The organism is Pseudomonas fragi (assembly GCF_900105835.1).
Lineage (GTDB): Bacteria > Pseudomonadota > Gammaproteobacteria > Pseudomonadales > Pseudomonadaceae > Aquipseudomonas > Aquipseudomonas fragi.
Genome location: NZ_LT629783.1, coordinates 2535001 through 2546809, shown reverse-complemented (window position 1 = coordinate 2546809; position 11809 = coordinate 2535001). Strand labels below are relative to the sequence as shown.

General features: G+C 58.7%; 13 protein-coding genes (1 of these 13 cut by a window edge). 5 read left to right on the top strand and 8 right to left on the bottom strand.

Features of this window, described 5'->3' with window-relative positions; translation table 11 throughout:
• Positions 1-101: 101 nt before the first annotated feature.
• A complete protein-coding gene (locus BLU25_RS11670; protein ID WP_016783583.1) occupies positions 102-482 on the bottom strand; it encodes a hypothetical protein in 381 nt (126 codons plus the stop codon).
• 147 nt (positions 483-629) lie between these two features.
• Between BLU25_RS11670 and BLU25_RS11665 the strand changes: the two genes are divergently transcribed.
• On the top strand, positions 630-830 hold the full coding sequence (locus BLU25_RS11665) for a heavy-metal-associated domain-containing protein (protein ID WP_016783584.1): 201 nt from the start codon (positions 630-632) through the stop codon (positions 828-830).
• A 275-nt stretch (positions 831-1105) separates the two neighbouring features.
• On the top strand, positions 1106-2302 hold the full coding sequence (locus BLU25_RS11660; protein ID WP_016783585.1) for a multidrug effflux MFS transporter: 1197 nt from the start codon (positions 1106-1108) through the stop codon (positions 2300-2302).
• Between the two features lies 1 nt (position 2303).
• Here the strand turns inward: BLU25_RS11660 and BLU25_RS23595 are convergent, their stop codons facing one another.
• Together BLU25_RS23595 and BLU25_RS11655 are read right to left on the bottom strand one after the other, a co-directional pair.
• A complete protein-coding gene (locus tag BLU25_RS23595) occupies positions 2304-2474 on the bottom strand; it encodes a hypothetical protein (protein ID WP_016783586.1) in 171 nt (56 codons plus the stop codon).
• 112 nt (positions 2475-2586) lie between these two features.
• On the bottom strand, positions 2587-3612 hold the full coding sequence (locus BLU25_RS11655; RefSeq protein ID WP_016783587.1) for a zinc-binding alcohol dehydrogenase family protein: 1026 nt from the start codon (positions 3610-3612) through the stop codon (positions 2587-2589).
• 124 nt (positions 3613-3736) lie between these two features.
• On the opposite strand from BLU25_RS11655, the gene BLU25_RS11650 reads away from it, so the two are divergent.
• The gene (locus tag BLU25_RS11650; RefSeq protein ID WP_016783588.1) at positions 3737-4654 is read left to right on the top strand and encodes a LysR family transcriptional regulator; all 918 of its coding nucleotides are present in this window, start codon (positions 3737-3739) and stop codon (positions 4652-4654) included.
• Positions 4655-4794: 140 nt separating this feature from the next.
• Here the strand turns inward: BLU25_RS11650 and BLU25_RS11645 are convergent, their stop codons facing one another.
• The 5 genes from BLU25_RS11645 to BLU25_RS11625 form a co-directional block, all read right to left on the bottom strand.
• Positions 4795-5748: an adenosine deaminase gene (locus tag BLU25_RS11645; protein WP_016783589.1), complete on the bottom strand. Its 954-nt coding sequence runs from the start codon at positions 5746-5748 to the stop codon at positions 4795-4797.
• A gap of 98 nt (positions 5749-5846) precedes the next feature.
• Complete coding sequence (locus BLU25_RS11640; protein WP_016783590.1) at positions 5847-6533, bottom strand: SDR family oxidoreductase; 687 nt, start codon at positions 6531-6533, stop codon at positions 5847-5849.
• 157 nt (positions 6534-6690) lie between these two features.
• A complete protein-coding gene (locus BLU25_RS11635; RefSeq protein WP_016783591.1) occupies positions 6691-7293 on the bottom strand; it encodes an IMPACT family protein in 603 nt (200 codons plus the stop codon).
• Positions 7294-7306: 13 nt separating this feature from the next.
• Positions 7307-7957 carry a TetR/AcrR family transcriptional regulator gene (locus BLU25_RS11630; protein WP_016783592.1) on the bottom strand — a complete coding sequence of 217 codons (651 nt, stop codon included), beginning with the start codon at positions 7955-7957 and terminating at the stop codon, positions 7307-7309.
• Between the two features lie 38 nt (positions 7958-7995).
• The gene (locus BLU25_RS11625; RefSeq protein WP_016783593.1) at positions 7996-8916 is read right to left on the bottom strand and encodes a LysR family transcriptional regulator; all 921 of its coding nucleotides are present in this window, start codon (positions 8914-8916) and stop codon (positions 7996-7998) included.
• Between the two features lie 124 nt (positions 8917-9040).
• On the opposite strand from BLU25_RS11625, the gene aptA reads away from it, so the two are divergent.
• Both aptA and BLU25_RS11615 read left to right on the top strand, forming a co-directional pair.
• The gene (gene aptA, locus BLU25_RS11620) at positions 9041-10390 is read left to right on the top strand and encodes an omega-aminotransferase AptA (protein ID WP_016783594.1); all 1350 of its coding nucleotides are present in this window, start codon (positions 9041-9043) and stop codon (positions 10388-10390) included.
• Positions 10391-10472: 82 nt separating this feature from the next.
• Positions 10473-11809: the 5' portion of a CoA-acylating methylmalonate-semialdehyde dehydrogenase gene (locus BLU25_RS11615; RefSeq protein WP_016783595.1), read on the top strand. The gene runs 157 nt beyond the window's last position; only the first 1337 of its 1494 coding nucleotides appear in the window; the start codon lies at positions 10473-10475; its stop codon lies off the right edge, out of view.

Below are 11809 nucleotides of genomic sequence, written 5' to 3'. Positions count from 1 at the left end.
TGGGTGGGCACGAGCAGTCCTCCTCAAGAAGTTGTCTATCCATAGAATCGACCTTGACCCCGTGGCAAGGTCAAGGCTTCTTGCTGTTCGTTATTTGCCGCTCAATATTCCAGTTTGGCGGGCTTGAGGTACATACCCTGCTTGCCCAGGGCGATGCGGTATTTGCGCACATCCCCTGCCTTGAGGGTGAACTGCTGCGCGGGCGGCACCAGCATGCCGGGCAGGCAGCCGGGAGCTTGCCCGGGGAGCAGCTTGAGGCGGATATCGACGCTGGCGGGCGGCAGGTTAAAGGCCAGGGCCTGCTCCTGAAACAATCGCCCGGCCAGTTGATCGTCGATATACACACCCACCTCGCAGTTGGTCGGCACCTCAAGGCGCTCGCGGGAAATAATCAGCACACCGTAGTCCTGATCGGCATTTGCCCACAGCGGCACACTGGCAAGACCCAAAAGGCTGACTAGGCTCAAAGCGGTCCAGCGCATGGCTAAGTATCCTGTTTTCAAATCGCAAGGCTTGCAGCTTGGCCGAGCAGGGCATGGATTGCCAGTCAGCGCGTAAAACAACGGGCTTGACCTTGCCACGATGGCAAGGTCGAAGCTGTAGGCATATCTCAAACAGGAGGCGTAATCATGCAAACGTTCAAGGTAGACGGTATGACCTGTGGTGGCTGTGTTGGCGCGGTGACCCGTGCGGTGCAGACGGTGGATAAAGACGCGAAGGTTGAAGTGGATCTGGCGAGCAAAACCGTCAAGGTCGACAGCAATGTGTCGCCTTTGCAGATTATCGACGTGATCACCAATGCCGGTTTTGAGGCGCGCACGGCGCACTAACCTGTATGTAGCAGCTGCCGAGGAACGAGGCTGCGTCCGGCGACGTAGTCGTCGTGAATGCTAAGAGCAAGCTCTGACTGGCGCACCGCGATGTCAGACTTACGACGGCCGCGCCGCCGAACGCAGCCTCGTACCTCGGCAACTGCTACGGGGGTGTTGTTTCAGGACGGGTTCAAGGTGATTTATTAGCTAGCTCGCTAACTTAATGTTCAGGGCCGGTAACCACGGCTAAACTGTCAGGCTGCGCTAACCGCAGCCTGATCCCTGGATACCTGATGAACCTTCGAACAATCTTGATTCTTGGCGCCCTGAGCGCCTTCGGTCCGTTGGCGATCGACTTTTACCTGCCGGGCTTCCCGGCGATGGCGCAAGCCTTTGCAACCGACGAAACCCAAATCCAGCTCACCCTGGCCGTGTACTTCCTGGGCCTGTCCATCGGGCAACTGGCCTACGGCCCGGTAGCGGACCGCTTCGGCCGGCGCGTGCCGCTGCTGGTGGGCGTCGGCCTGTTCACTGTCGCGTCACTGGCGTGCGCCTTTGCCCCGACCCTGGAGTGGCTGATTGGCGCGCGGTTTGTCCAGGCGCTCGGTGGTTGTGCTGGCATGGTGCTGTCGCGGGCGATTGTCAGTGACAAATGCGACGCCGTTCAGTCGGCCAAGGTGTTTTCGCAACTGATGCTGGTCATGGGCCTGGCGCCGATTCTGGCGCCGATGCTGGGCGGGTTGCTGGTCAACCTGTATGGCTGGCAGTCGATTTTCCTGGTGTTGACGGTGTTCAGCGCATTGGCCGCAACCGCCGTGGCGCTGGGCCTGCCTGAAAGCCTGCCGGCCAATGTGCCGCGTCAGCCGCTCTCGGGGGCATTGCGCCAGTACGGGCGTTTGCTCAAGGACCGCGAGTTCCTGGGCCATGCCCTGACCGGGGGGATCGCAATGGCCGGGATGTTTGCCTACATTGCCGGCTCGCCTTTCGTATTTATCAAACTCTATGGCGTACCTGCCGAGCATTACGGCTGGCTGTTTGGCACCAATGCGGCCGGTTTTATTCTGGTGGCGCAGTTGAACGCCCGCCTGCTGGCCAAGCGTGGCCCGGCCTTTTTGCTGGCGCGCATGGTGTGGGTGTATCTGGCGGCGGGGCTGGTTTTGCTAGGAGTCAGCAGTTTGCATACCGAACAACTGTGGCCGCTGCTGGTGCCGCTGTTTATCTGTATTGCCAGCCTGGGCTGCATTATTCCCAACGCCTCGGCCTGCGCCATGAGCGGGCAGGGCGCGCGCGCCGGCAGCGCTTCGGCGATGCTGGGTTGCTTGCAGTTCAGCGTGGCGGCGGGGGCGGCATCGTTGGTGGGGGTATTGCACGACGGCAGCGCCATGCCAATGGCAATGGTCATCACCCTGTGCGGGCTTCTGGCCGTGGGCCTGGCAATGGCGACCCGGCGTTTGTACACCGCGCGGATCGCCGCAGAGCAGTCGGCCTGACTCAGCCGGCCAAACGTTCGGGCAGGCGGTGCGGGGCTTGCAGGCGTGATTGCAGCTTGTCGACAAAGGCCCGGGCCTCGGCCTCGCTGCGGAAATTGACGGCCTGCTGGTCGATCTGAACCTGCCATTTGCAGTCGCGGGATCTTGCTAACGCTCTTATCAGGATTTTCATGACTGGCCTCCTTCGGTTCGCAAAGGAGGCCAGTGTAAGCCGAAAGACCGGGGCAAATATGTCCGGGATCAAGTCTCTGACTGACGGTTAAAAAATGACCGTATGGGTCCCGTCATGCGTCTTGCCGGAACCCTTCGAGCACAATCTTGCCCTTGGCCTTGCCGCTTTCCAGCAGCGCATGGGCGCGGCGCAGGTTGGTGGCATTGATGCTGCCAAAGTGCTCGCCGACCGTAGTGCGCAGGGTGCCGGCATCGATCAGCCCGGCGACGCGATTGAGCAGGTGATGCTGCTCGATCATGTCCGGGGTCTGGAACAGCGAGCGGGTGTACATGAACTCCCAGTGCAGTGACAGGCTCTTGCGCTTGAGCTTGGTGATATCCAGCGCCTTGGGATCATCAATCAGCGCCAGTTTGCCCTGTGGTGCCAGGGCCTCCACCAATTGGTCCAGATGCTGATCGGTCTGGGTCAGGCTGGCCACATGGGTGACGGCGTCGATACCGTGGCGCTTGAGTTCTTCGCTCAGGGGCTGGCTGTGGTCGATAACCAGATCGGCGCCCAGCTCACGGACCCAGGCCTGGGTTTCAGGGCGCGATGCGCTGCCAATCACCTTGAGCGCGGTCAGATGGCTGGCCAGTTGCGTCAGGATCGAACCCACGCCCCCCGCCGCGCCAACAATCAGCAGGCTTTGTTGCTCGTCGGCCTTGCCCTCGCTGACGCCAAGGCGTTCGAACAACAACTCCCAGGCCGTGATGGCGGTCAACGGCAATGCTGCAGCCTGGGCGAAATCGAGGCTGTTGGGCATGTGCCCGACGATGCGTTCATCGACCACATGGCGTTCACTGTTGGCCCCGGCGCGGGCAATGGAGCCGGCGTAAAACACCTTGTCACCGACCTTGAACAGGCTGACCTCACTGCCGACAGCCTTGACCACGCCGGCCACATCCCAGCCCAGTACCTTGGCGCTGTCGGCCTCGGGCTGCACGTTCTGACGCACCTTGGTGTCCACCGGGTTCACGGAAATGGCCTTGACCTCGACCAGCAAGTCCCGGGGGCCAGCCACCGGCTCGGGCAACTCGATATCTTGCAGGGCCAGCGGGTCTTGAATTGGCAGCGAATGGTAGTAAGCGACAGCTTTCATAGGACATGTCCTGAAGATGAGTAAGAAACTGGCTGTGATAATTGGCTATTTCGCAGCGCGATAAAACCGGCTAAAACAGCAGTCTCTTTCAATATTTTATTGATAATGGCCGGGTGGGCTCTGCATGCTGCGTTTCGATGATCTGCAATTGTTTGTGCGCGCGGCTGATTTGGGCAGCCTGTCGGCGGCGGCCCGGGTGATGGACATGTCCCCGGCGGTGGCCAGCGCCGCCCTCAAGCGGATAGAAACGCAGTTGGGCGCACGGTTGCTGGCGCGCTCAACCCGCAGCTTGCGCCTGACTGCCGAAGGCGAAGGGTTTCTTGAATATGCGCGTACGGCGTTGGCCAGCCTTGATGAGGGGCGCCGCTTGCTGGCGCGTGGGCAGGATCAGGTCAGCGGTGTACTGCAACTGTCAGCACCCTCCGATTTCGGCCGTAATCTGTTACTGCCCTGGCTGGACGAATTCCAGCGCGAACATCCGCAACTCACTGTGCGCCTGTTATTGGGTGACCGGATTGCCGACCTGTTCCGCCAGCCGGTGGATGTCGCCTTGCGTTACGGCGAGCCGGAAGACTCCAGCCTTGTGGCCCTGCCGGTGGCCCCGAACAACCGCCGGGTGCTGTGCGCGTCCCCCGACTACCTGGCGCGCCAGGGCGAGCCGCATCAGCTCGAACAACTACTGCAACACAATTGCCTGCTGTACATGCTCGGCACGCGGGTTCATGACCATTGGCAATTCAATGACGGCAAGCGCGAACTGGGGCTGACGGTAAGCGGTAACCGCTTTAGCGATGATGCCGATGTGGTGCGTCTGTGGGCGATTGCCGGGCAGGGCATTGCCTACAAGTCGTGGCTGGATGTGGCGGGGGATGTGCAGGCCGGGCGGCTCAAGGTATTACTCCCGGAGCTGGTGTGTGAGCGGGCGCCGCTGAATCTGTTGTGTGGCCATCGTGCGCAGTTGAGCAAACCGGTGCGGTTGTTGCACGACATGCTCAGTGAGCGCTGTGGGATGTTGAGCAAGCAGTACGCGGAAGAATACTAAAACTGTTGTGAGGCTGACCCTGGTGCAGTCTCAGCTTTCTGTGGGAGCGGGCTTGCTCGCGATGCAAACAACCCGGTGTATCTGCCGGGTCGAGTTGATCCAATCGCGAGCAAGCCCGCTCCCACAGGGCAAGCAGCCTGTTACGGCTTGACCAGCCGCGCATCCAGACCGTTTTGCGCCAGGCGCTTGGCCTGGTCCTGGGTCATGCCCAGGTCGGTGTACAGCGCGTGGAAGTTCTCGGTCATGTAACCGCCAAAGTAGGCCGGGTCATCCGAGTTGACCGTCACTTTTACGCCGCGCTCAAGCATGTCGAGAATGTTGTGTTGCGACATATGATCGAACACGCACAGCTTGGTGTTGGACAGCGGGCATACGGTCAACGGGATTTGTTCGTCGATGATGCGCTGCATCAGGCGTTCGTCTTCAATGGCGCGCACACCATGATCGATACGCTGGATCTTGAGCAGGTCCAGGGCTTGCCAGATGTACTCCGGCGGGCCTTCTTCGCCGGCGTGGGCAACGGTCAGGAAGCCTTCATCACGGGCACGGTCGAAAACGCGTACAAACTTGCTCGGCGGGTGGCCCATTTCTGAACTGTCGAGGCCAACGGCGACAAATGCATCGCGAAATGGCAGGGCCATATCGAGAGTTTTTTCCGCTTCTTCTTCACTCAAGTGGCGCAGGAAGCTGAGGATCAGGCCGCTGGTGATGCCCAGCTGCTGCTCGCCATCTTTAAGTGCGCTGGCAATGCCATTGAGCACGACTTCAAACGGCACGCCACGATCAGTGTGGGTTTGCGGGTCGAAGAAGGGTTCGGTGTGAATGACGTTCTGTTCCTTGCAACGCAACAGGTAGGCCCAGGTCAGGTCGTAGAAGTCCTGAGAGGTGCGCAGTACGTCAGCGCCCTTGTAGTAAAGGTCGAGGAATTCTTGCAGGTTGTTGAAGGCATACGCCTTGCGCAAGGTTTCAACGTCGTTCCACGGCAAGGCGATCTTGTTGCGCTCGGCCAGCGAAAACAGCAACTCAGGTTCCAGGGAACCCTCCAGGTGCATGTGCAGTTCAGCTTTTGGCAGGGCGTTCAGCCAGTCATACATAAAAGGTTTTCTCATCAAATCGGGTACAGATGGCGACATTCTACAGGCGAGGGGCTACACAATTTGTAAAAAAGCCCCTGCCATTTGTCGCAGGCTGCCTACCAGGGAATCGTCTGCCCCTTGTAGTCGATAAAGTGATGGCCGCCTTTACCGGCAAATGCCTTGACCTGTTCGACCAGGCCACGGGTGCTGGTTTGCACATCGATATCGGCGCCTTCGCCGCCCATATCGGTTTTCACCCAGCCCGGGTGCATGGACAACACGGTCGGGTTGTTGTCGCCCAATTCGTAACGCACAAAGGTGTTGGTCATCGAGTTAAGTGCCGCTTTGCTGGCCTTGTAGAGGGCCATTTCCGGTGCATCAGGTTGGGTGACGCTTCCAAGTACCGAACTCATAAATGCCAGTACGCCACTGTCTTTACGGATCCGGCTGACAAACTCGCGAGCCAGATTGATCGGCGCCACGCTGTTGGTGAAAAACAGCTGGCCCACCTCAGCCAACGTCGCATTCCCCGATAGCTGATCGTCCGGGCCCTTGACCCCGGCGTTGACGAAAATCAGGTCGAAAACTTCGTCGCTCAGCGTCTTGCTCAAGGCCTTGATCGCCTGCTGGTTGTCCATGTCCAGTTGCTCGATACGCACCGGGCCCAAGGCTTTGAGCGCTTCGGCTTTTTTGCGGTCACGGACAGTCGCGGTCACTGTCCAGCCATCGGCAAGCAGTTCTTTGACCAGACCCAGGCCCAGGCCGCGCGAAGCTCCGATGATCAGTGCATGTTTTGCAGTCATGAGTAGCGTCCTCTAGAAAGCGGATGTGCGTTGGTTAAAAAGCATACAAGTGTCTGAAGCGCATGCCCGGCAGGGGCTGTAGCGGTATGTGCTCAGGTTATCCACAGGCGGGTGCACAGTGGCTGTGGGCAACTCTGGATGCAGGAAAATAGCACTTTTACTCGTCAGCATTGAAGGCATGGCGTTTCAGTAGAATTCTGCCGCGGCTGAGGTCCGCCAGTTGTTGCTGTGCAGGGGCAATCTGTTCTTCGACCAGCGCCAGTTGCAGATCCACGCCATTGGCGGTGAACGTTTCGTCGATGACCACGCCGTTCAACTCGGCCATGCGCAGTTTGACCAGGGCAAGTTCACTGAAACTGCATGAGCAACTGAGCGCTACGCGGCTGACCAGCGGCAGTTTTTCGGCGTTTTGCAGGCACTTGTTCGCTCCGCCGCCATAAGCCCGGGCCAGGCCTCCGGTGCCCAGCTGAATACCGCCGTACCAGCGGATAACCAGGACCGCGACCTGATCGCAATCCTGCGCGTCGATGGCCGAGAGTATCGGCCGGCCGGCGGTGCCACCGGGTTCACCATCATCACTGCTGCGGTACTGATCCCCGAGCTTCCAGGCCCAGCAATTGTGCGACGCATTCAGGTCGCTGTATTGCTCGATAAATTCGAGGGCCTGCTGGGCGCTGGTGATGGGGGCGGCGTAAGTAATAAAGCGGCTTTTACGGATTTCTTCGCGGTACTCGCAAAGCCCCGTGAGGGTCGAAGGCATGTCGGTTCCAGGCTTAGACTGTGGGCGTCAGGCCGCAGCCCTTGAGAATGATACGGATCAGGTTATCGCAGGCCGCCTGCATATCTTGTTTGCTCAGGTGCCTGCGCCCCGTTACGCGGCAAATTTGTGTCGAAAAGTCGGCGTAATGCTGGGTACTGCCCCATAACAGGAAAATCAGGTGGACCGGATCGACCGGGTCCATCTTGCCTGCGTCTATCCAGGCCTGGAACACCGCTGCGCGACCTTGAAACCAGGCTCTGTAGTCTTGAGTGAAATACTCGGTCAGGCAGGCTCCACCACTGATGATCTCCATTGCAAACACGCGCGAAGCCTGGGGCTGTCGGCGAGAGAACTCCATTTTGGCGCGAATGTATTGGCTCAGGGCTTGAGCCGGGTCGTCGTCAGCAGTCAAGGCGTTGAAGGTGCTGTCCCATAGCTCGAGGATATTGCTCAGCACAGCGATATAGAGGCTTAGCTTATTGGTGAAGTAATAATGCAGATTGGCTTTGGGCAGCCCGGCACTCAACGCGATGGCGTTCATGCTGGTGCCTCTGAAACCGTGGCGGGCAAACTCATCTTCGGCGGCCTTGAGAATGGCCTCTTCGTTTTTCTGCCGGATACGGCTGGGAGGCTTGCCGTCATGGGCAGGGACTTCAAGGGGCATGGGCACTCCGGGCAATGTGTGTAGCGAAGTTTTTCACGTTAACGCGTCGCTTCCAGGCTCTCAAGGAAACTTTCCAGGACAAGATGCGGGCGCCGGCCTTTGCGTGTCACTGAAGCCAGGCTCAAGTCGTAGAAACGTGTTTTTGCCTTCAGCGCCCGCAAGCGGCCCTGCTGAACCCACAGGCTGGCGTAATGGTCGGGCAGGTAACCGATATAGCGCCCGGTCAAAATCAAAAAGGCCATGCCTTCGCGGTCAGATGCGCTGGCAGTGCAGTTGAGCGCCTGATAATGGGCCTGAATCTCCGAGGGCAGGCGAAAGGTCGGAGCGATGGCATCCTGAGTGTTCAGCCGTGCGTCTTCCAGCTGCCGGTCGTCAACATAAAACAGCGGATGGCCCACGGCGCAATACAGCAGCGAGCGCTCACTGTAGAGCGGTTGATACTCCAGCCCGGACAATGTGCTGGCCTGGGGCACAACGCCCACATGCAGGCGGCCGTCGAGCACCCCCTGTTCGACTTCATGGGGCGAGATCATACGGATGTGGATCTGCACATCAGGCCCGCGCTCCTTGAGTTGGGCCAGGGCGTGGGTGATACGCATATGGGGCAGGGTGACCAGGTTATCGGTCAGGCCAATGGTCAGCTCGCCGCGCAAGTGCTGGTGCAGGCCGTTGACCTCGGTACGAAAACTCTCAAGTGCACCGAGTAATTGCAGCGCGGAGTGATAGACCTCACGGCCTTCTTCTGTCAGCGAAAACCCTGCGCGTCCCCGTTGGCACAGGCGCAAGCCCAGGCGCTGTTCTAGGTCGCTCATCTGCTGGCTGATAGCAGAGCGGCCGATGCCCAGCACCGTCTCTGCCGCCGAAAAACCGCCGCACTCCACGACGCTGCGAAAAATGCGCAGCAATCGAATATCAAAGTCGCTGACCTGGGCCAGTGCATCGGGGCGACGGCTGCTCATAGTTTAGTAAACGCCTAACTAAAGGTTAGAAGAGTTGGATTTCATCGACTTTATAGCCGTGGCAATTTAGACGCAACAACGCTTTCAACATCCCACGCCGCTTTTGCCTTGCGAGGTTTTGCTGATGAACATGCCTGAGAACGCCGAATTGAATCTGACCAGCCAGCTCAAGCTGGATGCACACTGGATGCCTTACACCGCCAACCGTAACTTCCATCGTGATCCGCGTTTTATCGTGGCCGCCAAGGGCAGTTACCTGACGGATGATAAAGGTCGGCAGATTTACGATTCGTTGTCAGGTCTGTGGACTTGCGGTGCAGGGCATACCCGTACAGAAATCCAGGAAGCCGTTGCCAGGCAATTGGGCACCCTCGATTACTCGCCGGCGTTCCAGTACGGCCACCCGCTGTCGTTCAAGCTGGCAGAAAAAATTACCGAGCTGACTCCAGGCAATCTGAACCACGTGTTCTTCACTGACTCAGGCTCGGAGTGTGCCGATACTGCGGTGAAAATGGTGCGTGCCTACTGGCGCCTGAAAGGCCAGTCGACCAAGACCAAGATGATTGGTCGTGCCCGTGGTTATCACGGGGTAAACATTGCGGGCACCAGCCTGGGTGGCGTGAACGGTAACCGTAAACTGTTTGGCCAGGCCATGATGGATGTGGATCACTTGCCGCACACGCTGTTGGCCAGCAATGCGTTCTCTCGCGGCATGCCGGAGCAGGGCGGGATTGCCCTGGCTGACGAATTGCTCAAATTGATCGAGTTGCACGATGCCTCGAACATTGCTGCCGTTTTTGTTGAGCCGATGGCAGGCTCTGCGGGGGTATTGGTTCCACCTCAGGGATATCTGAAACGTCTGCGTGAAATCTGCGACCAGCACAATATCCTGTTGGTATTTGATGAAGTGATCACCGGGTTTGGTCGCACAGGCTCGATGTTTGGTGCTGACAGCTTCGGTGTGACCCCGGACTTGATGTGTATCGCCAAGCAAGTCACCAACGGTGCAATTCCGATGGGCGCCGTGATTGCCTCCAGCGAGATTTATCACACGTTCATGAATCAGCCGACGCCTGAGTACGCGGTTGAATTCCCGCATGGTTATACCTATTCGGCTCACCCGGTGGCTTGTGCTGCAGGCCTGGCGGCGCTTGACTTGCTGCAAAAGGAAAACCTGGTGCAGAGCGTGGCTGAAGTCGCGCCGCATTTTGAGAATGCATTGCACGGTTTGAAGGGCGTGAAGAACGTTATCGACATTCGTAACTATGGCCTGGCGGGGGCGATCCAGATTGCGCCGCGTGATGGCGATGCCATTGTGCGTCCGTTCGATGCTGCGATGAAGCTGTGGAAAGCCGGTTTCTACGTGCGCTACGGTGGCGACACCCTGCAGTTCGGGCCAACGTTCAACAGCAAGCCGCAGGACCTGGATCGTTTGTTCGATGCAGTCGGCGAAGCACTGAACCAGATCGACTGATCCTTCTATATAGAAGCGACACTTATGGCATTCACCCAGGCGCGCAGCGTTCGCGCCTGTGGACAACTTTTCTGGAGCATCCATGAGCACCATTCAACACCTGATCAATGGCGAGTTGCTGAACGATTCCGGCCGCACCGCTGATGTTTACAACCCGTCTACCGGCAAAGTGATTCATCAGGTTCCATTGGCCAGTCGCGAGACGATTCAACAAGCCATTGATGCGGCCAAGGCTGCCTTCCCGGCATGGCGCAATACACCGCCGGCCAAGCGTGCCCAGGTCATGTTCCGTTTCAAGCAGTTGCTGGAGCAGAACGAAGCGCGTATTTCCCAATTGATCAGCGAAGAGCATGGCAAGACCCTGGAAGATGCTGCGGGTGAACTCAAGCGTGGGATCGAGAACGTCGAATACGCGTGTTCGGCTCCTGAAATCCTGAAGGGTGAATACAGCCGTAACGTAGGGCCGAACATTGATGCCTGGTCGGACTTCCAGCCACTGGGTGTGGTCGCAGGGATTACCCCGTTCAACTTCCCGGCCATGGTCCCGCTGTGGATGTACCCATTGGCGATTGTGTGCGGTAACTGTTTCATTCTTAAACCGTCGGAGCGTGACCCCAGCTCCACGCTGCTGATCGCTCAACTGTTGCAAGAAGCCGGTTTGCCCAAGGGCGTGATGAACGTGGTGCATGGCGACAAGTCAGCGGTGGATGCGCTGATCGAAGCGCCGGAAGTCAAAGCCTTGAGCTTTGTGGGCTCGACGCCGATTGCCGAATACATCTACGCCGAAGGCACCAAGCGCGGCAAGCGCGTGCAGGCGTTGGGCGGGGCGAAGAACCATGCGGTATTGATGCCGGATGCGGACCTGGATAACGCAGTCAGCGCATTGATGGGCGCGGCCTATGGTTCGTGCGGCGAGCGTTGCATGGCCATTTCGGTTGCAGTGTGCGTGGGTGATCAGGTGGCCGATGCCCTGGTGGCCAAGCTGGTTCCGCAAATCAAGGCCCTGAAAATTGGCGCGGGTACTTCCTGCGGGCTGGACATGGGGCCTCTGGTAACCGGACAGGCGCGGGACAAGGTCAGTGGCTATGTCGACGATGGCGTTGCAGCAGGCGCCGAGCTGGTGGTTGATGGTCGCGGGTTGAGCATCAAGGGGCATGAAGAAGGCTTCTTCCTCGGTGGTTGTCTGTTCGATCGCGTAACGCCAGAGATGCGCATCTATAAAGAAGAGATCTTTGGTCCAGTGCTGTGCATCGTGCGAGTCAAGAGCCTGGAAGAGGCGATGCAACTGATCAACGATCACGAGTACGGTAACGGCACCTGCATTTTCACCCGTGATGGTGAAGCAGCCCGTTTGTTCTGTGATGAGATTGAAGTCGGCATGGTAGGGGTCAACGTTCCGCTACCGGTACCTGTTGCCTA